The organism is Pseudomonas sp. WPR_5_2 (assembly GCF_003634475.1).
GTDB classification, from domain to species: domain Bacteria; phylum Pseudomonadota; class Gammaproteobacteria; order Pseudomonadales; family Pseudomonadaceae; genus Aquipseudomonas; species Aquipseudomonas izuensis.
In genome coordinates, this window is the sequence record NZ_RBLA01000009.1 from 13,615 (window position 1) to 34,500 (window position 20,886).

20 protein-coding genes and 1 pseudogene are annotated in these 20,886 nt (G+C 60.2%); 10 read left to right on the plus strand and 11 right to left on the minus strand.

Annotation, left to right across the window (positions count from 1 at the left end):
- Positions 1 to 21: 21 nt before the first annotated feature.
- Positions 22 to 2,916 (minus strand): ribonucleoside-diphosphate reductase subunit alpha, encoded by a 2,895-nt coding sequence (locus tag BJ917_RS26915; protein WP_096509469.1) that lies wholly within the window; start codon positions 2,914 to 2,916, stop codon positions 22 to 24.
- Between the two features lie 735 nt (positions 2,917 to 3,651).
- Here BJ917_RS26915 and BJ917_RS26920 point away from each other — a divergent pair.
- A complete protein-coding gene (locus BJ917_RS26920; RefSeq protein WP_096509470.1) occupies positions 3,652 to 4,374 on the plus strand; it encodes a response regulator in 723 nt (240 codons plus the stop codon).
- Positions 4,371 to 5,981: an ATP-binding protein gene (locus tag BJ917_RS26925; protein ID WP_096509471.1), complete on the plus strand. Its 1,611-nt coding sequence runs from the start codon at positions 4,371 to 4,373 to the stop codon at positions 5,979 to 5,981. Before BJ917_RS26920 ends, BJ917_RS26925 begins: the two co-directional genes overlap by 4 nt.
- Positions 5,982 to 6,107: 126 nt before the next feature.
- On the opposite strand, the gene BJ917_RS26930 is transcribed toward BJ917_RS26925, so the two are convergent.
- Both BJ917_RS26930 and BJ917_RS26935 read right to left on the minus strand, forming a co-directional pair.
- Positions 6,108 to 6,833, minus strand: a complete 726-nt coding sequence (locus tag BJ917_RS26930; RefSeq protein ID WP_218570211.1) for a 4'-phosphopantetheinyl transferase — start codon at positions 6,831 to 6,833, stop codon at positions 6,108 to 6,110.
- A gap of 162 nt (positions 6,834 to 6,995) precedes the next feature.
- Entirely contained in the window at positions 6,996 to 7,787 is a 792-nt protein-coding gene (locus BJ917_RS26935) for a dienelactone hydrolase family protein (protein WP_121105482.1), read from the minus strand.
- Between the two features lie 156 nt (positions 7,788 to 7,943).
- Here BJ917_RS26935 and BJ917_RS26940 point away from each other — a divergent pair.
- The 3 genes and pseudogenes from BJ917_RS26940 to BJ917_RS26950 all read left to right on the plus strand — a co-directional run.
- Positions 7,944 to 8,243: pseudogene (locus BJ917_RS26940) on the plus strand (hypothetical protein); the annotation flags it as partial.
- 95 nt (positions 8,244 to 8,338) lie between these two features.
- Positions 8,339 to 9,016, plus strand: a complete 678-nt coding sequence (locus BJ917_RS26945; protein ID WP_096509475.1) for a response regulator transcription factor — start codon at positions 8,339 to 8,341, stop codon at positions 9,014 to 9,016.
- Positions 9,013 to 10,359 (plus strand): ATP-binding protein, encoded by a 1,347-nt coding sequence (locus tag BJ917_RS26950; RefSeq protein ID WP_121105486.1) that lies wholly within the window; start codon positions 9,013 to 9,015, stop codon positions 10,357 to 10,359. Before BJ917_RS26945 ends, BJ917_RS26950 begins: the two co-directional genes overlap by 4 nt.
- A gap of 120 nt (positions 10,360 to 10,479) precedes the next feature.
- Here BJ917_RS26950 and BJ917_RS26955 read toward each other — a convergent pair whose 3' ends face one another.
- A complete protein-coding gene (locus BJ917_RS26955) occupies positions 10,480 to 11,508 on the minus strand; it encodes an AraC family transcriptional regulator (protein ID WP_121105488.1) in 1,029 nt (342 codons plus the stop codon).
- 340 nt (positions 11,509 to 11,848) lie between these two features.
- Between BJ917_RS26955 and BJ917_RS26960 the strand changes: the two genes are divergently transcribed.
- Both BJ917_RS26960 and BJ917_RS26965 read left to right on the plus strand, forming a co-directional pair.
- Positions 11,849 to 13,183 (plus strand): dicarboxylate/amino acid:cation symporter, encoded by a 1,335-nt coding sequence (locus BJ917_RS26960; RefSeq protein ID WP_096509478.1) that lies wholly within the window; start codon positions 11,849 to 11,851, stop codon positions 13,181 to 13,183.
- Between the two features lie 145 nt (positions 13,184 to 13,328).
- Positions 13,329 to 14,510, plus strand: coding sequence for a CaiB/BaiF CoA-transferase family protein (locus BJ917_RS26965; RefSeq protein WP_121105490.1), 1,182 nt, complete (start codon positions 13,329 to 13,331; stop codon positions 14,508 to 14,510).
- 130 nt (positions 14,511 to 14,640) lie between these two features.
- Here BJ917_RS26965 and BJ917_RS26970 read toward each other — a convergent pair whose 3' ends face one another.
- Both BJ917_RS26970 and BJ917_RS26975 read right to left on the minus strand, forming a co-directional pair.
- The gene (locus BJ917_RS26970; protein WP_096509480.1) at positions 14,641 to 15,135 is read right to left on the minus strand and encodes a SprT family zinc-dependent metalloprotease; all 495 of its coding nucleotides are present in this window, start codon (positions 15,133 to 15,135) and stop codon (positions 14,641 to 14,643) included.
- Positions 15,136 to 15,292: 157 nt separating this feature from the next.
- Positions 15,293 to 15,895 carry a Yip1 family protein gene (locus BJ917_RS26975; RefSeq protein WP_096509481.1) on the minus strand — a complete coding sequence of 201 codons (603 nt, stop codon included), beginning with the start codon at positions 15,893 to 15,895 and terminating at the stop codon, positions 15,293 to 15,295.
- 373 nt (positions 15,896 to 16,268) lie between these two features.
- On the opposite strand from BJ917_RS26975, the gene ttcA reads away from it, so the two are divergent.
- Together ttcA and BJ917_RS26995 are read left to right on the plus strand one after the other, a co-directional pair.
- Positions 16,269 to 17,093, plus strand: a complete 825-nt coding sequence (ttcA, locus tag BJ917_RS26985; RefSeq protein ID WP_096509482.1) for a tRNA 2-thiocytidine(32) synthetase TtcA — start codon at positions 16,269 to 16,271, stop codon at positions 17,091 to 17,093.
- A 129-nt stretch (positions 17,094 to 17,222) separates the two neighbouring features.
- Entirely contained in the window at positions 17,223 to 17,897 is a 675-nt protein-coding gene (locus BJ917_RS26995; protein WP_096509484.1) for a DNA-3-methyladenine glycosylase I, read from the plus strand.
- 99 nt (positions 17,898 to 17,996) lie between these two features.
- On the opposite strand, the gene BJ917_RS27000 is transcribed toward BJ917_RS26995, so the two are convergent.
- From BJ917_RS27000 to arsC, 3 genes are read right to left on the minus strand one after another with little or no spacing between them, the layout of a single operon-like run.
- Positions 17,997 to 18,422, minus strand: coding sequence for a DUF2069 domain-containing protein (locus BJ917_RS27000; RefSeq protein ID WP_096509485.1), 426 nt, complete (start codon positions 18,420 to 18,422; stop codon positions 17,997 to 17,999).
- 2 nt (positions 18,423 to 18,424) lie between these two features.
- Complete coding sequence (gene wrbA, locus BJ917_RS27005) at positions 18,425 to 19,021, minus strand: NAD(P)H:quinone oxidoreductase (RefSeq protein ID WP_007937544.1); 597 nt, start codon at positions 19,019 to 19,021, stop codon at positions 18,425 to 18,427.
- Entirely contained in the window at positions 19,018 to 19,371 is a 354-nt protein-coding gene (gene arsC, locus BJ917_RS27010) for an arsenate reductase (glutaredoxin) (protein WP_121105494.1), read from the minus strand. Before arsC ends, wrbA begins: the two co-directional genes overlap by 4 nt.
- A gap of 114 nt (positions 19,372 to 19,485) precedes the next feature.
- Here arsC and BJ917_RS27015 point away from each other — a divergent pair, with 114 nt between their 5' ends.
- On the plus strand, positions 19,486 to 19,953 hold the full coding sequence (locus BJ917_RS27015) for a TlpA disulfide reductase family protein (protein WP_096509488.1): 468 nt from the start codon (positions 19,486 to 19,488) through the stop codon (positions 19,951 to 19,953).
- Positions 19,954 to 20,037: 84 nt separating this feature from the next.
- Here BJ917_RS27015 and BJ917_RS27020 read toward each other — a convergent pair whose 3' ends face one another.
- Together BJ917_RS27020 and BJ917_RS27025 are read right to left on the minus strand one after the other, a co-directional pair.
- Positions 20,038 to 20,442, minus strand: coding sequence for an META domain-containing protein (locus BJ917_RS27020; RefSeq protein ID WP_121105496.1), 405 nt, complete (start codon positions 20,440 to 20,442; stop codon positions 20,038 to 20,040).
- On the minus strand, positions 20,442 to 20,876 hold the full coding sequence (locus tag BJ917_RS27025) for a hypothetical protein (protein WP_084321985.1): 435 nt from the start codon (positions 20,874 to 20,876) through the stop codon (positions 20,442 to 20,444). Before BJ917_RS27025 ends, BJ917_RS27020 begins: the two co-directional genes overlap by 1 nt.
- Between the last annotated feature and the right edge of the window lie 10 nt (positions 20,877 to 20,886).

Consider the following 20,886-nt stretch of genomic DNA (forward strand, 5'->3'; position numbering starts at 1 on the left):
TTGAGCGCCTACCGGCTCAGCTTATTGGCAAGCTTCGCAATCCGGCTCGTCGATGGCGCAAGCCTTCGGCACTGGAGCAGGACCGGCAGGTGCTGCCAGGACCGAATCGTCACCGTGGTTGCCGCCGCTGGAAACAGCGTTCAGCTTGCCGGTGTTGATGGTCGACTTCTCGGTGCTGGTTGCGGCCAGGGCACGGAGGTAGTAAGTGGTTTTCAGACCACGGTACCAGGCCATGCGGTAGGTCACGTCCAGCTTCTTGCCCGAAGCGCCGGCGATGTACAGGTTCAGCGACTGAGCCTGGTCGATCCACTTCTGACGACGGCTTGCCGCGTCAACGATCCACTTGGTGTCCACTTCGAAGGCGGTCGCGTAGAGCTCTTTGAGTTCTTGCGGGATGCGCTCGATCTGTTGCACGGAACCGTCGTAGTACTTCAGGTCGTTGATCATGACCGAATCCCACAGACCGCGAGCCTTGAGGTCGCGAACCAGGTACGGGTTGATCACGGTGAATTCGCCCGACAGGTTCGATTTCACATACAGGTTCTGGTAGGTCGGTTCGATCGACTGCGAAACGCCGGTGATGTTGGCGATGGTCGCGGTCGGTGCGATGGCCATGATGTTGGAGTTACGGATACCTTTCTGCACACGGGCGCGCACAGGTGCCCAGTCCAGGGTTTCGTTCAGGTCAACGTCGATGTACTTCTGGCCACGGGCTTCGATCAGGATCTGTTGCGAGTCCAGTGGCAGGATGCCCTTGGACCACAGCGAACCCTGGAAGGTCTCGTACGCGCCGCGCTCATCGGCCAGGTCGCAGGAAGCCTGGATCGCGTAGTAGCTGACCGCTTCCATCGACTTGTCGGCGAACTCGACGGCAGCGTCGGAACCGTAAGGGATGTGTTGCAGGTACAGCGCGTCCTGGAAGCCCATGATGCCCAGACCGACCGGACGGTGCTTGAAGTTGGAGTTCTTCGCTTGCGGCACCGAGTAGTAGTTGATGTCGATCACGTTATCGAGCATGCGCACGGCGGTGTTCACGGTGCGTTGCAGCTTGGCGGTGTCGAGCTTGCCGCCCACGATGTGGTTCGGCAGGTTGATCGAGCCCAGGTTGCAAACGGCGATCTCGTCCTTGTTGGTGTTCAAGGTGATCTCGGTGCACAGGTTCGAGCTGTGGACCACGCCGACGTGCTGCTGCGGGCTGCGCAGGTTGCACGGGTCCTTGAAGGTCAGCCATGGGTGGCCGGTTTCGAACAGCATGGACAGCATCTTGCGCCACAGGTCTTTGGCCTGGATGGTCTTGAACAGCTTGACCTTGCCCGGGTACTCGGTCAGGGCTTCGTAGTACTCGTAGCGCTCTTCGAAGGCCTTGCCGGTCAGGTCGTGCAGGTCCGGTACTTCCGATGGCGAGAACAGGGTCCACTTGCCGTCATCGAAGACACGCTTCATGAACAGGTCAGGGATCCAGTTGGCGGTGTTCATGTCGTGGGTACGACGACGATCATCACCGGTGTTCTTGCGCAGCTCGATGAACTCTTCGATGTCCATGTGCCAGGTTTCCAGGTAGGCACAGACAGCGCCCTTGCGCTTGCCACCCTGGTTAACGGCGACGGCGGTGTCGTTCACAACTTTCAGGAACGGCACGACGCCCTGGGATTTGCCGTTGGTGCCCTTGATGTACGAACCCAGCGCACGAACCGGCGTCCAGTCGTTGCCCAGGCCACCGGCGAATTTCGACAGCATGGCGTTGTCGTGGATCGCGTGGTAGATGCCCGACAGGTCATCCGGCACGGTGGTCAGGTAGCAGCTCGACAGCTGTGGACGCAGGGTACCGGCGTTGAACAGGGTCGGCGTCGATGCCATGTAGTCGAAGGACGACAGCAGGTTGTAGAACTCGATGGCGCGGGCTTCGCGGTCTTTCTCTTCGATTGCCAGGCCCATGGCCACGCGCATGAAGAAGATCTGCGGCAGTTCGAAACGCACGCCATCCTTGTGGATGAAGTAACGGTCGTACAGGGTTTGCAGGCCCAGGTAGGTGAACTGCTGGTCGCGCTCGTGATTGATCGCCTTACCCAGTTTCTCCAGGTCGAATTCGGCCAGAACCGGGTTCAGCAATTCGTATTCGATACCCTTGGCGACATAGGCAGGCAGGGCCTTGGCGTACAGGTCGGCCATTTCGTGGTGAGTGGCGCTCTCGGCCACACCGAGGAAGCCCAGGCCTTCGGCACGCAGGGTGTCCATCAGCAGGCGAGCGGTGACGAACGAGTAGTTCGGCTCGCGTTCAACCAGGGTACGGGCAGTCATCACCAGAGCGGTGTTGACGTCGTTCAGGGCCACGCCGTCGTACAGGTTTTTCAGGGTTTCGCGCTGGATCAGGTCGCCGTCGACTTCTTCCAGGCCTTCGCACGCTTCGGTGACGATGGTGTTCAGGCGGCCCATGTCCAGTGGCGCAAGGCTGCCGTCGGCGCGGGTGATACGGATGGACGGGTGAGCGTTGACCGCTTCCTCGGCTGGAGCGTGCGAAGCGCGCTCTTTGGCGCGGGAGTCACGGTAGATCACGTAGTCGCGAGCGACTTTCTGCTCGCCGGCGCGCATCAGGGCCAGTTCGACCTGGTCCTGGATTTCTTCGATGTGGATGGTGCCGCCCGATGGCATGCGACGCTTGAAGGTGGCAGTGACCTGTTCGGTCAGGCGGGCAACGGTGTCGTGGATTCGCGACGAAGCGGCAGCGGTACCGCCCTCAACTGCGAGGAACGCTTTGGTGATGGCGACGGTGATCTTGTCATCGGTGTAAGGAACGACAGTGCCGTTACGCTTGATCACGCGCAGTTGGCCAGGCGCAGTGGCGGACAGATCCGAATTCGAATCAGCGGCCTGCGGCAAGGTGCCCTGCGGGTTCTCGCGAGTTGTGTCGGTTTGCATGGGGGGTTGTCTCCACATTCTCTATGTTTGTTTGGGCACCTTGACGATGCCCACCGTTCTGTCCTGAAGCACTACAACCGACGTGGCGTCGGGTATAACAACTTCGGGACAGTAGGAAAAAGGCTAATGATGCCGCTTCCTTGCCGAAGTCTTTGGCAGCGAGCCTGAGCTCGATGCCGGATTCCTTTCAGGGGTGCCAGTTATGACTGCAACACCCGTACCGTTCCGGCCATTCGGGCCTGAAATAAACGGTGCCATCCGCAGCTGCGGTTTGGGCTTGTAAAATCGTGCTTGGTTCAACCCTGAACAGGCAATAAAGCGCTTGAGTTCAGGGTCTGAAATGTGGTTGGGCTTTTAAGCTAAAACCCTACATGTAGGGTTTTTTTAGCGCCGAGCTACAAGATAATGCGTTTTGGAGGGTGTTGCAACGTACTACCTGTGGATAAACCTGTGCGTAAATTGTGTGTGAAAGATGGCGCGGGCGTGTAGGCCGCGAAGTAGCTGGAGCGGACTGTTTTTCACTCATTTTCAGCGACTGAAAACAGCCATTCGGATTTTTAAGGGCGCGAACCCTATCACAAAAAAACGTCTTGTCCGAACGCATTTACCAGCTTGTGTTCTGTGCGGGCGACGTTTATACAATCGGCCAGCATGCAGGCAATTTATCCACCCCCATCATTACAAAAAGAGGGTGGATCCTTCCTTATTAGAGAAATTGGCAAGTAGAGGTCACCCGTGGAGCAAGAAGCCTGGCAGGTATTGATTGTCGAGGACGACCAGCGTCTGGCCGAACTGACTCGCGATTACCTGGAAGCCAATGGCCTGCGTGTGTCGATCGAGGGGAATGGCGCCCTGGCGGCGGCGCGCATCATCAAGGAGCAGCCGGACCTGGTGATCCTTGACCTGATGCTCCCTGGCGAAGATGGCCTGAGTATTTGTCGCAAGGTTCGCGACCGCTATGACGGCCCGATCCTGATGCTCACCGCGCGTACCGACGACACCGACCAGATCCTCGGCCTGGACCTTGGCGCAGACGATTACGTATGCAAACCGGTGCGTCCGCGCTTGCTGCTGGCGCGCATCCAGGCGTTGTTGCGACGCAGTGAAACACCCGAGGTCGTCCCGGAAAAACAGCGCCGGCTGCAATTCGGCCCATTGGTGGTGGACAACGCGTTGCGTGAGGCCTGGCTGAATGACAACGGCATCGAGCTGACCAGCGCCGAGTTCGATTTGCTCTGGTTGTTGGTGGCCAACGCCGGCCGCATTCTCTCCCGGGAAGAAATCTTCACCGCGCTGCGCGGTATCGGCTATGACGGACAGGACCGCTCCATCGACGTGCGCATCTCGCGTATCCGGCCGAAAATCGGCGATGACCCGGAGCATCCGCGCCTGATCAAGACTGTCCGCAGCAAAGGTTACCTGTTCGTTCCCGAGGCCTGCGTAGATTCGTCCCTGTGAACTCGATCTTCCTGCGCATCTATGGCGGCATGTGCGCCGCGTTGATTCTGGTGGCAGTGCTCGGTGTGCTGGCGCTGCACATGCTCAACCAGGTGCGCGGCGAGCAATATCGCGAACGCCTGGCCCATGGCACGTTTTCGCTGATGGCCGACAACCTGCAACCGATGAACGAAACCGAGCGCCACCGGGCGCTAGTGGTGTGGGAGCGGCTGCTGGGGATTCCGCTGGCGCTGAAAACCTTCAACCAGACCGACCTCGATCTCACGCAGCGTACCCGCGTGCTGCATGGCCAGGCGTTGGTGGAGCAGACCGGCCCGCATGCGGCAAAGGTTTACCGCCTGGTCAGTGACAAGGAACAGCTGGTGCTCACCGGTGAGGTCCAGCAGATCAGTGAGCAATTGGCCCGGGCGACGATTTACCTGTTGACCGATGAATTGGTGCGCTACCCGGTGGGCGAGCAACCGGTGCGCCTGGCGCAATTGAAGCAGGACAAGGGCTTTGGTTTCGACTTGCGGCTGGTCACGGTGGAAGATGCCGACATGGATGAGGACCAGAGCCGCCGGGTATCCGAAGGCGACACGGTGATGGCGCTGGGCAAGGGCGGCGATTCGGTCCGGGTGTTCGCCGGCATGGTCGGCACGCCGTGGGTGCTGGAAATCGGGCCCTTGTATCAGATGAATCCTTATCCGCCGGAGTGGTTGGTGCTGATCGCGGCGCTGGGCCTGACCCTGATCGGCTTGATCGTCTACCTGCTGGTGCGGCAACTGGAGCGTCGCTTGCGTGGACTGGAAGCCGCCGCCACGCGCATCGCCAAGGGCAGCCTGGAAACCCGCGTACCGGCGCGCGGCGCGGACTCGGTGGGGCGGCTGGCGTCGGCGTTCAACGGCATGGCAGAGCACTTGCAGCAACTGCTGGCAATCCAGCGGGAACTGGTGCGCGCCGTGTCCCACGAACTGCGCACGCCGGTAGCGCGCTTGCGTTTTGGCCTGGAAATGATTGGTTCGGCGACCACGCCGCAAGCCCTGGAAAAATATTGCGAGGGCATGGATCACGACATCGAGGACCTCGACCGTCTGGTGGACGAGATGTTGACCTATGCGCGGCTGGAGCAAGGCTCGCCAGCACTGAATTTTCAACGCGTCGACCTGGATGCCCTGGTCAATCAGGTGATTGGGGAGCTGGCGCCGTTGCGTGCCGATGTCACGGTTCAGCGTGGCTTGTGCCTGTCGGCCGCCGACTGCGACGATGCCTGGGTCGAGGCCGAGCCGCGCTATTTGCATCGGGCACTGCAGAACCTTGTCAGCAATGCCATGCGTCATGCGCAATCACGGGTAACCATCAGTTATCAGGTGGGGCAGCAACGTTGTCGGGTGGATGTCGAGGATGATGGGCCGGGCGTGCCGGAATTGGCCTGGGAGAAAATCTTCACCCCGTTCCTGCGCCTCGATGACAGCCGGACCCGTGCATCAGGCGGGCATGGCTTGGGCCTGTCGATTGTGCGGCGCATCATTCATTGGCATGACGGGCGGGCATTGATCGGCAAGAGCAAAAGCCTGGGCGGTGCCTGTTTCAGTTTGAGTTGGCCGAGGAATCAGGAGAAGCGCTGAGTTATTTGTTGTCTGTTCGGGCCCCATCGCGAGCAAGCTTTGCTCCCACAGGTTTTGTGCCGGTCAAACTAAACCTGTGGGAGCAAAGCTTGCTCGCGATGGCGGCCCGACAGGCGCCGAAACACTTCAGGCCCTGATGCTGACCAGACTCAACAACTGCCCATCCTTGACCCCAAACTGCGCATCCAGCTCGGTGCCGTTGCGCCATTCACTCGACAGGTCCGTCAACAGCCGCAACCGCACTTCACCCGCCTCGGTCCACTCCAGCACCTCGGCGTGTTCAAAGTAGAAACGCTGCTGGACGATCGGATAGAGCGCCTTGAACAGGCTCTCCTTTACCGAAAAGGTCAGGGTCACCAGCAACGCCAGTTGATCGCGATGCCCGGCGGCCATGCGATGGAGCTCGGGCGGGGTGAGAATTTCCGCGGCCAGGCGTTCGGCGCGTTCGGCATTGAGCAGGTTTTCCAGGTCCATGCCCAAGCCGCGCCAATGGTTTTTCCTGGCGACAATTGCCGCGGCCCGGCCGGTACTGTGGGTAATGGAGCCGGTGATATGCGCCGGCCAGACCGGTGCCCGGTCTTCGCCGATGGCCGGGCTGACGCTCAGGCCTTCCAGTTGTTGCAAGGCGGCCCGCGCGCAGATCCGTCCGGCGAGAAACTCCGCCTGCCGTTTCGCGACGGAGCGCTGGATACTCGCCGGCACGTCGATGGCGCTGCGCTGGAAATCATCGCTGAGCAGTTGCGAAGGATTGAAGTGGGTGCTCAACAGCACCGCATCCGGCAGCACAAACGGCAGCGGCCAGTGGGCATCGAGGGGCGTGCAGCAGGCGGGCAGGGCGGGGACTGGATTCATGTCGGGCATTTTGCCGGGTTGCCCTGAAACTGGGTAGTGCAAAGGTTCAGATCGGCGGTGCGGCCATTCGCGAGCAGGCTCGCTCCCACAGGATCGACGGTGAGACACAAATCCAATGTGGGAGCGAGCCTGCTCGCGAAAGCCGCACCGCGGTCTACCTGATTACCCAAATATCTTCTTGAAAAACGCCTGCATATCCGCCCACGACTTTTCATCCGCCGCCTTGTTGTAACCAATGTCCGGCCCGCCGTGATCGCCATGACTCAGGCGATCGGCGTCAGGATTGCTGAAGCCGTGCTTGGCGCCGTCGAGGCTGACGAACTTGTAGTCGGCGCCAGCCTTGTCCATCTCGGCTTTGAAGGCAGCCACGTTATCGGGCGTCACCATGCTGTCCAGCGCGCCGTGTTCGACCAGGACTTTCGCTTTCACGCTACCGGGTGTCGCCGGCGTTTTAGTCGCCAATGCGCCGTGGAAACTCACCACGCCGGCCAGCGGCATACCCTGACGCGCAGCATTGAGTACCACGCCGCCACCGAAGCAGTAGCCGATGGCAGCCACTTTATTCGGGTCGGTTTGCGCTTGTTTCTTCAGCAAGTCGAGCCCGGCCTGAAAGCGCGCACTGGACGCCGCGCTGTCTTTCGTCGCCGCCTGCATGAACGCCATGGCGTCCTTGGGGTGTTCGGTGTTTTTGCCGTCGCCATACATGTCGATGGCCAGGGCGCTGTAGCCGAGGCCGGCGAGGTCGCGGGCGCGGCGTTTGGTGTAATCGTTGAGCCCCCACCATTCATGCACCACAACGACGCCGGGGCGCGGGCCCTTGATCGCGTCGTCATAGGCGTAATAGCCGATCAGTTTCGTGCCGTCGGCGCTCTGGTAGGGGATTTCCTGGGTCTTGATGGCGGCGTGGCTGAGCCCGCTAAAGGCCAGCAAGAGGACAGCGAGGAACATGCGCATGGTTAATCTCCTGTCGAAAATTATCGGGACACTCTCATCGAAGCACCCGGATCGGGTTGATTCAGCTTAGGTTCAGATTGCGTTCAGGGGGAGTTCAGGGCGGGATCAGTAACCTTGCCGCTACCAAAAAGCGAACAGCGCATGAGGAAACTCCCTATGACTGGCTTGAAAAACCTGCTTCTGGCGTTCACCGTCCTGGGCGTCAGTGCTGCCGCCCATGCGACCGACGATAATTTCACCAGGCTTACTTCTGGACAGACCAGCGACAAGGTCAAAAAGTCCGGTGTCCTGAATTATTCGAGCGTGGGCGGTGTGGTCGGCAATGACAGTGCCTGGAGCGTGCATCTGGCCCGGCAAGGCAGACAGAATAGTGACTACGCCACGTATGACAACGTGTCGGTCTCGCACAATGGCATTAAACTTCGTCAGGAGGACCTCATGGGCCGCTACGATTTGACGACTATCAGCAAGCCGTCGTGATATCAGCCATCGCAACACGTGCCTTTATTGAAGGTTGTGCCTCTGGAGCTGTTGATCAGCAGGAGAACGTTATGAAATTGCTGGTCGTCGAAGATGAAGCGCTGTTGCGCCATCACCTGCAAACCCGCCTGACGGAAAGCGGGCATGTGGTCGAGTCCGTGGCCAATGCCGAGGAGGCCTTGTATCAGACCGAGCAATTCAACCATGACCTGGCGGTGATCGATCTCGGCCTGCCGGGCATGAGCGGCCTCGATCTGATCCGCCAGTTGCGCTCGCGGGGCAAGACCTTTCCGATCCTGATCCTCACGGCGCGCGGCAATTGGCAGGACAAGGTCGAAGGCCTGGCGGCTGGCGCCGACGACTATGTGGTCAAGCCGTTCCAGTTCGAAGAACTCGACGCCCGGCTCAATGCCTTGTTGCGCCGCTCCAGCGGTTTCACCCAGTCGACCATCGTCGCCGGGCCATTGGTGCTCGACCTCAATCGCAAGCAGGCATCCCTGGACGATCAGCCGCTGGCGCTGACGGCCTACGAGTACCGCATCCTCGAGTACCTGATGCGCCATCACCAGCAAGTAGTGGCCAAGGACCGCCTGATGGAACAGTTGTACCCGGATGACGACGAGCGCGATCCGAATGTGATCGAAGTGCTGGTCGGCCGTCTGCGCCGCAAACTGGAAGGGCCGGTCGGGTTCAAGCCGATCGATACCGTTCGCGGCCTCGGCTACCTGTTCAATGAGCGCTGCACTTGATTCGTTCCCTTCGTGTCCGCTTGATGCTCGCCGCCACACTGCTGGCGGTGTTGTTCATGCTGGCGCTGCTGCCGGCGATGCAAGGTGCGTTCAGCCTGGCGCTGCAAGACTCCATTGAACAACGCCTGGCCTCCGACGTGACGACACTGATCTCCGCCGCACGGGTGGAGAACAACCGCTTGCAGATGCCGGCGCAATTGCCCGACGAGCGCTTCAACCTGACCGACAGCCGTTTGCTCGGTTATATCTACGACCGCGAAGGTCACCTGGTCTGGCGCTCCAGGGCCACTCAGGAAGAGATGCTCAATTACAAACCGCGCTATGACGGGCGCGGCAATGAGTTCGCCAGGATCAGAGAAGCCAATGGCCAGGAGTTCTTCGTCTATGACGTCGAGGTCAAGTTGCTGGGGGGCAAGAGCGCGGCGTTCAGCATTGTCGCGCTGCAACCGGTACGCGAATACGAGCTGACCCTCGAAGGCCTGCGGGAAAACCTCTACCTGGGCTTCGGCGCGGCCTTGCTGGTGCTGCTGGCGTTGCTGTGGATCGGCCTGACCTGGGGCTTGCAGGCATTGCGCCGGCTCAGCCAGGAACTGGACGAAATCGAAAGTGGCGCCCGCGAAAGCCTCAGCGAACAACATCCCCGCGAACTCTTGCGCCTGACGGGTTCCCTGAACCGCTTGCTGCACAGCGAGCGCGAACAGCGCAGCCGTTACCGCGATTCCCTCGACGATCTGGCGCACAGCCTGAAAACACCGCTGGCGGTGCTGCAAGGCGTCAGCGAGGACATGGCGCAACGCCCCCAAAATCGCGATCAGGCCCGGGTGCTGCAAACCCAGATCGAGCGCATGAGCCAGCAGATCAGCTATCAATTGCAGCGCGCCAGCCTGCGTAAAAGCGGTCTGGTGCGGCATCAGGTTCAACTGCGTCCGGTGCTGCAAAGTCTCTGCGACACGCTGGACAAGGTCTACCGCGACAAGCGCGTGCGGGTGACCCTGGACCTGCCGCCAGAGTGCTACGTGCCGATCGAGCGGGGGGCCTTGCTGGAGATGATGGGCAACTTGCTGGAGAACGCCTATCGCCTGTGCCTGGGTGAAGTGCGCATCAGCGTGCGGCAGACCCTGGGTGGTATCGAATTGTGCGTTGAGGACGACGGTCCCGGCGTGCCGCCCGATCAGCGCGCACGAATCCTGCAACGCGGTGAACGCCTGGATCGACAGCATCCGGGGCAGGGCATTGGCCTGGCGGTGGTCAAGGACATCATTGAAAGCTACAGCGCCAAACTGACGCTGGGGGATTCACCCATGGGCGGGGCGGCGTTCAGGATTCAGTTTCCGGTGGTTTAGTGTTGCTCTTGCGGGCGCCATCGCGAGCAGGCTCGCTCCCACAATGGATCTATGACGCACTGAACATCCCCTGTAGGAGCGGGCTTGCTCACGAAGAGGCCATTCAATCCACCGCAAATCTCAACTTTCCTGCGCCCGGTAAGCCCCAGGCGTCAGCCCCGTCCACTTCTTGAACGCCCGATGAAACGCCGAAGGCTCGGAAAACCCCAGCTGTTCGGCGATCTGCTGCAAGGGCAGATCGTTGCGGCTCAGGTGATAGATCGCAATGTCGCGGCGCAACTGGTCCTTCAACTCTTGAAAGCTGGTGCCTTCCTCGCGCAAATGCCGACGTAGCGTCTGCGGGCTGATGTGCAGGTGCGTGGCCACGGCGTCGAGGTCCGGCCAGCGAGCACTGTCGCGGCTGAGCAAGCGCCGCAACTGGCTGGTCAGGCTATGGCCATCATCCGGGCGCGCCAGCAGGTCGGCAGGCGAGCGTTCAAGGAAATGCTTGAGGGTACGTTCGTCCTGTAGCAACGGCATGTTCAAGTAACGACTGTGGAACAGCAGGCTGCTTTGGGCCCCGCTGCTCTTTTGTGCCGCGCTCTTTGCGGTTGAAAAGCTCAGTGCACAAGAGAACAGCAAATCGTACTCGGCTCCGTGTTCCGGTCGCGGGTAACTGAACGTCGCCTGCTCCAGGCGAATGCGCTGACCGATCAGCCAACTGCCGAACCGGTGCCAGACCACCAGTAGGTATTCGGTGAGAAAATGGTCCGGATCCCAGAGCTGCGAATCATCCAGGCTCAGGCGAATCATTTCGTCTTCGCGCGTCAGGGTCAGGCGCGGGGCGTCAGGGAATAGGCTATAAAACAATAAGCCGCGGTTGAGTGCCTTCTCCAGATTGCGGCAATGAATCACGGCATGGCACATCATCGCGAAGCTCCCGGGTTTGCTCGGCGCTTTCCCAAACCCGAGGTATTCGTTGTCCAGTGCCAGCCACAGAGCCTGTATCAGTCGGGTGAATGGCTCCGGACCAATACGCGCCCGCGGCTCTTCGAGCAACTCGGGGTTGATCCCCAATTGCTGCAACAGGTCCGAATAGTCGTAGCCGTGCCGTTGCGCGCCGCGCAGGACCGCACGGGCGAAATGACTGGCGATGGTGCGTTCGCGCATAGCAGGCAAATCCGTCCATTGAGCGATGGATGGTAGCTGCGGTTGCAACGGATGAACAAGGCGGATATCCGCCAGATTGTACGACCCGATTTGGTCAATGGGCGGAAATCCGCCACTGCGGCGCAACCGCTAGCCAGTCAAGAAGAACCTGCAATGCCTGATATCAAAAGGCTTGTAGGAGGATTCACGGAAGGTGGCACGGGCTTTGCGATACAACCGGCAGATGCCTGCCGTCGCGCAGCTCGAAAAAACAAATCCCTCCGGTGCAGGAGGGTTCGCAAATGAGGTGTCGTGGGCAACGGATGGATGTTGTCCCCGCGCACTCTTGAGGAACTTTGCAATGACGACTCGTCAGCCACTGTACAAATCCCTGTATTTCCAGGTGATCGTTGCAATTGTCATCGGTATTTTGCTCGGTCACTACTATCCACAGCTCGGTGTGGCCGTTAAGCCGCTGGGTGACGGGTTCATCAAGCTGATCAAAATGATCATCGCGCCGATCATCTTCTGCACCGTCGTCAGCGGTATCGCGGGCATGCAGGACATGAAGTCGGTTGGCAAGACTGGCGGTTACGCGCTGCTGTACTTCGAAATCGTATCGACCATTGCGTTGCTGGTGGGCCTGGTCGTGGTCAACATCGTGCAGCCGGGCGCTGGCATGCACATCGATGTGAGCACCCTGGATGCCTCGAAAGTGGCGACCTACGTGGCACAAGGCGCTGACCAGAGCGTTATCGGCTTCCTGATGAATATCATCCCGGCCACCATTGTCGGTGCGTTCGCCACGGGCGACATCCTGCAAGTGCTGATGTTCTCGGTGATCTTCGGTTTCGCCCTGCATCGCCTGGGTGCCTATGGCAAGCCGCTGCTGGACTTCATCGATCGCTTCGCCCACGTGATGTTCAACATCATCAACATGATCATGAAGCTCGCGCCAATCGGTGCGTTCGGTGCCATGGCGTTCACCATCGGTGCCTACGGTGTCGGCTCGCTGGTGCAGCTGGGCCAACTGATGGCCTGCTTCTACATCACTTGCGTACTGTTCATCCTGATCGTGCTCGGCGGTATTGCCCGCGCGCACGGTTTCAGCGTGCTGAAAGTGATCCGCTATATCCGTGAAGAACTGCTGATCGTGCTGGGCACCTCCTCCTCGGAATCGGTGTTGCCACGCATGCTGATCAAGATGGAGCGTCTGGGCGCGCAGAAATCCGTCGTGGGTCTGGTGATCCCGACCGGTTACTCGTTCAACCTCGACGGCACGGCGATCTACTTGACCATGGCGGCCGTGTTCATTGCCCAGGCCACTGACGCCCACATGGACATCACGCATCAGATCACCCTGCTGGTGGTGTTGCTGCTGTCCTCCAAGGGGGCTGCGGGCGTGACCGGTAGCGGGTTCATCGTACTGGCGGCCACCCTGTCCGCGGTGGGTCATCTCCCGGTTGCCGGCCTGGCGCTGATCCTCGGCATCGACCGCTTCATGTCCGAAGCCCGTGCCCTGACCAACCTGATCGGTAATGCCGTTGCCACCCTGGTGGTGGCCAAGTGGGTCAAGGAACTGGACACCGACGTGATGCACGCTGAACTGGCTTCCGGCGGTCGCGGCATTGCTGACGAGCCTAAAGACGATGTTCTGGGCCATGTCAAAGGGGCGACCCCGACTAACGCCAAGTAAGTCTTGTTGTAATGAAAAACCCGCTTCGGCGGGTTTTTTATTGCCTGCGACTTGAGCGCAACTGTCAGCGTCACTGGCGCATAAGGTGATTGCTCCGTCACGTTCGGCTGCCTAGTCTGAGGGGCATCATATAAGGAGAATATTCATGCTCGGTCCACTGGCTTCACTCAAGGTACTGGATTTCTCGACCCTGCTGCCGGGCCCCTTCGCCTCGTTGTTGTTGGCGGATATGGGCGCCGAGGTGCTGCGCATCGAATCGCCGACCCGCATGGACCTGTTGCGCGTGCTGCCACCCCACGATCACGGGGTATCGGCCAGCCACGCCTACCTCAATCGCAATAAACGCAGCCTGGCCCTGGACCTCAAGCAGCCTGAGGCGCTGGACGTCATCAAGCAATTGCTCAAGGACTACGACATCGTGCTGGAGCAGTTTCGTCCCGGTGTCATGGAGCGCCTGGGGCTGGGCTATGAAGCCTTGAAGGCGATCAATCCGAAGCTCATCTATGTGTCGATCACCGGTTATGGCCAGACCGGCCCCTACAAGGATCGCGCCGGCCACGACATTAATTATCTGGCGCTGGCCGGGCTGGCGAACTACACCGGCCGCGCCGACAGCGGACCGCTGCCCTTGGGCGCGCAGGTGGCGGATATCGCCGGTGGTTCGCTGCACGGCGTGGTCGGTCTGTTGGCGGCAGTGATCGCCCGGCAGCACACCGGGCAGGGGCAACATCTGGATGTGAGCATGACCGACTGCGCATTCAGCCTGAACGCCATGGCCGGTGCCGGGTACCTGGCCTGTGGCGTCGAGCCGGGGCGGGAAGACCAGATGCTCAATGGCGGCAGCTTCTACGATTACTACCGCTCGCGGGACGGGCGCTGGTTATCGGTGGGCAGCCTGGAGCCGGACTTCATGAAGCAGTTGTGTGTGGCGTTGGGGCTCGAGGAGCTGGCGAGCCTGGGCCTGTCGCCGCAGCCGGCGCAGCAGAAGAAGCTCAAGGATGCGTTGAAGGTCGAGTTTGAAAAACATGACTTTACCGAGCTGTGTGCGTTGTTTGCCGAGCTGGACGCCTGTGTCGAGCCGGTATTGAGCCTGCGCGAAGCGGTGCGGCATCCGCAATTGCGGGCGCGGGAGCTGGTGACTGCAGTGCCGCGGGGCGATGGTTCGACTCAGGCGCAGATGGCTTGTCCGTTGAAGTTTTCGGATGGATTGCCGGAGCCCAGGCATATTGGTGCGGCGTTGGGGGAACACACGGATCAGGTGTTGGGGGAGTTGGGGTTCAGCGTTGAGCGGATTGATGAGTTGCGGCGTGCCAGGGTGATTCTCTAGCGCCTATACCGGCCTCATCGCGGGCAAGCCTTGCTCCCACAGGGATCAGCTTTGATCACAAAATTTGTGAACGACAATGAAACCTGTGGGAGCAAGGCTTGCCCGCGATGAGGCCAGCGCAGTCACCCAACTACTCGACCCGCATTTCCCCACTGAACACCAACGTACTGCGGCAGCGCCGGCACAAATAGCGCCGCCCCTGTCTCACCAGGCTATGGCGCTGTGCCGAAAACGGGAAATCGCTGTCGGCGCACGGGCATTTGTAGATGTAGCGGGTCACGCTGCGGCGTTTGACGTCGTAGGTGTGGCAACGATTGGGGGGGAGTTCATACACACCACGCATGATCAATTGCCATTCTTCGCCATGGGGCTGGATGCGGTCGCCAAACAATTGATGGGCGATCAGGTGCGCGACTTCGTGGGCCACGGTCTGCTTGAGGAAATCTTCGGTGTTTTCCCGGTACAACTGCGGGTTGAAGCGCAGCAGGTTCTCGTGCAAATGCGCGACGCCGGCTTTTTGTCCGCGCAGCTTGAGGCTCACCACGGGGCGTTTGAAAGGTCGTTTGAAAAAGGATTCGGCTTGTTGGAAACAGTCTTCGACGCGGGAATTGAGTTGCTCGGGCATGCTTGATGGATCTCCAGAGACGTCGAGTATGCCGCAACCCCCAGGCCTTGCGAATCGCTCAAGCGCCGAATGGTCGTAGCCGTTCCAGTTGTTCAAGCATTAAAAGGCCGCCTTGCGGCGGCCTGTGTTGGCAGATCTAGTTTTAGGTGACGTGATATTAATTGGTGTAGACCGGCCCCACGCCGAGTCCCCAGACAATTACGGTGAACGCCATGATGGCCACCAGCACCACAAGGCCTACGGCGAGTACAGAACTGGAAAACAGGAAGCCCTCGTCAGTTGGTATGTTCATGAACGTCGGTAGCCCGACATACAGCAGGTAGACCGTGTAGCAGATCGCTGCGGTGCCGATGATCATCCCCAGCCACAAGTGTGGATACAGTGCCGCCAGACCTCCGATGAACAGCGGTGTCGCGGTATAGGTTGCAAATGCAACGCAGCGGGCCAGGCTCGGGTTGGCGTCATAGGTGCGGGCCATCCAGTGGATGAACGCACCCATTACCGCAACGCCGCCAAGCATCGCCACGTACGACATGATCGACATCCATAGTGCACTTTCCATCGTCAACATCACTGGCGCCCGACTGCCGATGACCCAACCGACTTGCGTGGTGCCGATAAACGCCGATATTGCCGGGATTGCCGCCAGAATCAGCGTGTGGGTCAGGTACATGTGGCTGATGCTTTCCTCCTGGTCGCCACGGATTTCTTTCCATTCCTGGTCAGGGTGGGTGAAGAGCCCCACTACGTGATGGATCATGCCAGTCACTCCTCTTGTTTTTACCGTCGCCCCCCAGTGGAGCGCCTACGGGCCAATGCGGCCAAGTAAGTAATAGGTCTGGATTTGAATGCGACCTTATGACGCAGTATAGGAAGGAGTTTCCCTTACAAGGTGAAGGGGCTTAGAGCAAATTGCGCTGTAAACCTTGTTGTTAATCGCTGCTGGGACTGTCAGCGGTTCTTTGTGGGAGCGAGCCTGCTCGCGAATGCGATATGTCAGTCGACATCTTTATTGGCTGACGCACCGCAATCGCGAGCAGGCTCGCTCCCACAGGGGGATAGGGGGCACTTCGCCCTGGCGGGGTTTTTGCGTAAAATGCCCGCCTTTCGTCACACCTCACGGATTTCGCGTCATGGGCACTCTTACGGTCAACCAGAACAAACTGCAAAAGCGCCTTCGCCGCCAGGCCGGTGAGGCTGTCGCCGATTTCAACATGATTGAAGACGGCGACAAGGTCATGGTCTGCCTGTCCGGCGGCAAGGACAGCTACACCATGCTCGATGTGCTGATGCATCTGCAGAAGGTCGCACCGATCAAGTTCGATATCGTGGCCGTGAACATGGACCAGAAGCAGCCGGGGTTCCCCGAGCATGTCTTGCCGGCCTATCTCAAGGAGCTGGGCATCGAGTACCACATTGTCGAGAAAGACACCTACTCGGTGGTCAAGGAGCTTGTTCCTGAGGGCAAGACCACTTGCTCGCTCTGCTCGCGCCTGCGTCGTGGCACGCTCTACACCTTTGCCGATGAAATCGGCGCGACCAAGATGGCCCTGGGGCATCATCGCGACGACATTGTCGAGACCTTCTTTTTGAACATGTTCTTTAACGGTTCGCTCAAGGCCATGCCACCGAAACTGCGGGCCGACGATGGTCGCAATGTGGTGATCCGCCCGCTGGCGTACTGCAGCGAAAAGGACATCCAGGCTTATTCGGATCTCAAGCAATTCCCGATTATCCCGTGCAATCTCTGTGGTTCCCAGGAAAACCTGCAACGCCAGGTGGTCAAGGAAATGCTGCAGGACTGGGAACGCAAGACCCCGGGCCGTACCGAAAGCATCTTCCGCAGCCTGCAGAACGTGATCCCGTCGCAACTGGCGGATCGCAACCTGTTCGACTTCACCAGCCTCAAGATCGACGAGACAGCGGCTTCGCGCTTCGTCAACGTCGTAAACCTTTAAGCACCATCACTGTGGGAGCGAGCCTGCTCGCGAAGGCGTCCGGTCAGTCGACATCAATGTTGAATGACACACCGCTTTCGCGAGCAGGCTCGCTCCCACCGTTTTTACTTCTATTTCCCGGGAGAGGGCATGCGCGACTACAAGTGGCTGAACGAATACTGCTTGAACCGTTTCGGTTCGGCCGCCGAACTGGACGCCCATCTGCCCGTTCCCAAGACCCCGGCACAGTTGCGCGACATCACTGACGATCGTTACCTGTCGACCATGGCGCTGCGTGTGTTTCGCGCGGGCCTCAAGCACAGCCTGGTGGATGCCAAGTGGCCGGCCTTCGAAGAAGTGTTCTTCAGGTTCGACCCGGAAAAAGTCGTGCTGATGAGCGCCGAACACCTGGAGCGCCTGATGCAGGACGCGCGGATCATCCGCCACCTGGGCAAGCTCAAGAGCGTGCCGCGCAATGCGCAGTTCGTACTGGACGTGGCCCATGAAAAGGGCAGCTTCGGCGCGATGATCGCCGATTGGCCGGTGACTGATATCGTCGGGTTGTGGACGTTCCTGAAGAAACGCGGCCATCAATTGGGCGGTCTGTCGGCGCCGCGTTTTCTGCGGATGGTCGGCAAGGACACGTTCGTGCCGAGCTATGACGTGGTGGCAGCGTTGAATGCACAGGGCATCATCGACAAGGTGCCGAGCAGCCTGCGCGACCTGGCGCTGGTGCAGCAGGTGTTCAACCGGTGGCATGAAGAAAGCGGCGGACGGCCGATGAGCCAGATCTCGATGATGCTGGCTTACACAGTGAATCATTGAATCCGAGTCGCCTCATTCGCGAGCAGGCTCGCTCCCACATTGGATCTGTGCCGTTCACAAATCCCCTGTGGGAGCGAGCCTGCTCGCGAAAGCGGTCTATCAGGCGACGGAAATCTCGCCCTCGCCAGCCAACTTGCGATTCAACTGATACCGCCAGCGCACATACAGCAAGGCCGAGCAGAACACCGCCAGGCTCGCGCCCATTTCCAGCAAACCGAACATCTGCCGGTTCGGGTCGTACGCGGCCAGGGCGCCCTTGATGAAATACAGGTTCACCACAAAACACATCCATGAATGCCCGCGCGGGCTACCGACCACCATGCCGGGCGCCAACAGCAGCAGCGGCACCAGCTCGATCAGCAAAATCACCCAGGGCCGGGCGCCGTGCAGGTCGGCTACCAGCAGGTAGTAGATACACAGCAACCCCACCAGACCGAAAAAACACAACAGACTGATGACACGCATGGCCCGAACACGGGGTTCGAGCCATTCGATGGCGGGCAGGATTTTCGGCTTCTTGGCCACCCTCAGCCCTCCAGCTTCTGTGCCGTCTTGGCCAGGCGCATGCCGAGTGCGCGACACAGCGCCACTTCGTGCCCGTCCAGACCGCTTTTACCATCAGCCCCGGCGTGGTGGCTGGCGCCGTATGGCGTGCCACCGCCCTGGGTTTCCAGGAGCGCTGACTCGCTGTAGGGCAGGCCGGTGATCAGCATGCCGTGGTGCAGCAACGGCAACATCATCGACAGCAAGGTGGTTTCCTGGCCGCCGTGCAGGCTTGCGGTGGACGTGAACACGCCGGCCGGTTTGCCCACCAGGGCGCCGGTCAGCCACAGGTTGCTGGTACCGTCGAGGAAGTACTTGAGGGGCGCCGCCATGTTGCCGAATCGGGTCGGACTGCCCAGGGCCAGGCCAGCGCAGTTTTTCAGGTCGTCGAGGCTGGCGTAGAGCGCGCCCTCGTCCGGAATGTCCGGGGCCACGGCTTCGCATTCGGTGGAAATCGCCGGCACCGTGCGCAGGCGCGCTTCAAGGCCGGCCTGTTCGACGCCACGGGCAATCTGCCGGGCCATTTCGTTGGTCGAGCCGCTGCGGCTGTAATACAGCACCAGAATATATGGCGCACTCACGGCAGCAGCTCCAGGATCTGCTCCGGCGGCCGGCCGATGACGGCTTTGTCGCCGACCTCGAGAATCGGTCGCTCCATGAGTTTTGGGTGGGCGGCGAGGGCGGCGATCAATTGCGCCTCGCTCAGGCTTCTGTCGGCCAGGTTGAGGGTCTTGTACTCGTCCTCGCCGGTGCGCAGCAGTTGCCGGGCGCTGATGCCCAGTTTGGTCAGCAGGCGCTGGATTTGCGCGGCGTCCAGCGGGGTTTCCAGATAGCGCACCACGGTCGGGGTCAGGCCACGGTTTTCCAGCAGTTCGAGCGCACCGCGGGATTTCGAGCAGCGCGGATTGTGATAAAGCGTCAGATCGGTCATGAGCGGGTCGCATCTTGTGTGAGGTGGCGGCTATTCTAACTGTGCAACGCGTAATCCAGAACCTTGGGTGGCAATGGGTCGCGGCAGTATTCTTTTTTCGACAAGGATCACGACATGACAAGGCGACTGGCAGCGGCATTGGCGATCATCGGGGCGTTGATGCTGGGGGGCTGCGGTAACGACTACGGGATCGATCAGAACGGGCAGAAGGTCGCCTCCGAGCGCCTGGACAAACAATGGCTGGTGCTCAACTACTGGGCCGAATGGTGCGGCCCGTGCCGCACCGAGATCCCGGAATTGAACACCCTGGCCGGTCAGCTCAAGGACAAGAAGATCGGTGTGTTCGGGGTCAACTTCGACAATGTGCAGGGCGAAGAGCTGAAAAGCGCCAGCGAGAAACTCGGCATCCAATTCACCGTGCTGGCGCAGGACCCTGCCGAGTTGTTCGAACTGCCCCGCAGTGAGGCATTGCCGGTGACCTACATCATCGATAACAAGGGCAAGGTGCGGGAACAGTTGGTGGGCGAGCAGACGGCGGCGGGGGTGATGGCGAAGCTGGAGGCGTTGCAGGCCAAGAATTGAGAGTCTGTGGGAGCAAGGCTTGCCCGCGATAGCGATCTCAGGGACGCCATCGCCAGCAAGCTGTGCTCCCACATGAATCGGGGATCAACCCTCTTCCAGCCACCAGCGCAGCGGCTTGCCTTCGGCAGGCCAGAAGCGCATCTGCTCGATCGAGGAGACGTCCCAGCGCTGCACGTTTTCCAGGGCCTGAAGGAACCGCTTTTCCTGCTCCATCAGCGCCGGCGCGCAGAGTTTGCGCGTGCTGCCGATCTTGCCGAAGCTCAGTTTATTGCCTTCCAGGGTGTAGGGCGCAAACCAGTGGTTGCAGCCGCCGTTGCCGTAGGCGCGACCATCTTCACCGAGGGTGATGGTCAGGTGGCTGTAATCCATCAATGGCCGTTCGCCGATCCACTCCAGGATGTAGCTGCGGTTTTGTTGCAATTGCACAGGCTCGGCGGCGCAACCCAGCAGGCTTGCACCGACCATACCGGCCAGAGCGAGGCGTTTCATCACGCAGGCTCCTGGCATTTCGGGCAAAGGTGTTTCTCGCCAACGGACTTCCAGCCCAATTCGGCAATCCGCGCAGTGGCAGCAGGTTTTTCAGCCTTGTTGCCCAGTTTGGCGTCGACCGCGAACTCGAAGCTCAACTCCTTGGCGCAGCTGTCGCAATTCACTTGCCAGGTATGGATCGCCAGTTCGCCGAACACCGGACCACTGGCCACCGCGACCCATTGGCCGGGCGGATTGATCAAGTGGCGAACCGTTTCGACGGTCAGGCGCATGGACAAGTCCTTGGCACCTTTGAGGGTCACGACCAGCACGTCATTGTTGCGAATCGAGCCGCCGTTGCCGGTGACTTGATAACGCCCCGGCACCAGGGCGCGGCATTCGGTGAGGGTGTGTTGCGGGTTCATCAGGCTGTAGCGGAAATCGTGTTCGACCATGGGTCCTCCA

Excerpts from the sequence above, each read along its gene's own strand:
- BJ917_RS26915 (WP_096509469.1), bottom strand. The coding sequence starts at position 2,916 with ATGCAAACCGACACAACTCGCGAGAACCCGCAGGGCACCTTGCCGCAG.
- BJ917_RS26930 (WP_218570211.1), bottom strand. The coding sequence starts at position 6,833 with ATGAATCCAGTCCCCGCCCTGCCCGCCTGCTGCACGCCCCTCGATGCC.
- BJ917_RS26935 (WP_121105482.1), bottom strand. The coding sequence starts at position 7,787 with ATGCGCATGTTCCTCGCTGTCCTCTTGCTGGCCTTTAGCGGGCTCAGC.
- BJ917_RS26945 (WP_096509475.1), top strand. The coding sequence starts at position 8,339 with ATGAAATTGCTGGTCGTCGAAGATGAAGCGCTGTTGCGCCATCACCTG.
- BJ917_RS26955 (WP_121105488.1), bottom strand. The coding sequence starts at position 11,508 with ATGCGCGAACGCACCATCGCCAGTCATTTCGCCCGTGCGGTCCTGCGC.
- BJ917_RS26960 (WP_096509478.1), top strand. The coding sequence starts at position 11,849 with ATGACGACTCGTCAGCCACTGTACAAATCCCTGTATTTCCAGGTGATC.
- BJ917_RS26965 (WP_121105490.1), top strand. The coding sequence starts at position 13,329 with ATGCTCGGTCCACTGGCTTCACTCAAGGTACTGGATTTCTCGACCCTG.
- BJ917_RS26970 (WP_096509480.1), bottom strand. The coding sequence starts at position 15,135 with ATGCCCGAGCAACTCAATTCCCGCGTCGAAGACTGTTTCCAACAAGCC.
- BJ917_RS26975 (WP_096509481.1), bottom strand. The coding sequence starts at position 15,895 with ATGATCCATCACGTAGTGGGGCTCTTCACCCACCCTGACCAGGAATGG.
- ttcA (WP_096509482.1), top strand. The coding sequence starts at position 16,269 with ATGGGCACTCTTACGGTCAACCAGAACAAACTGCAAAAGCGCCTTCGC.
- BJ917_RS26995 (WP_096509484.1), top strand. The coding sequence starts at position 17,223 with ATGCGCGACTACAAGTGGCTGAACGAATACTGCTTGAACCGTTTCGGT.
- arsC (WP_121105494.1), bottom strand. The coding sequence starts at position 19,371 with ATGACCGATCTGACGCTTTATCACAATCCGCGCTGCTCGAAATCCCGC.
- BJ917_RS27015 (WP_096509488.1), top strand. The coding sequence starts at position 19,486 with ATGACAAGGCGACTGGCAGCGGCATTGGCGATCATCGGGGCGTTGATG.
- BJ917_RS27020 (WP_121105496.1), bottom strand. The coding sequence starts at position 20,442 with ATGAAACGCCTCGCTCTGGCCGGTATGGTCGGTGCAAGCCTGCTGGGT.
- BJ917_RS27025 (WP_084321985.1), bottom strand. The coding sequence starts at position 20,876 with ATGGTCGAACACGATTTCCGCTACAGCCTGATGAACCCGCAACACACC.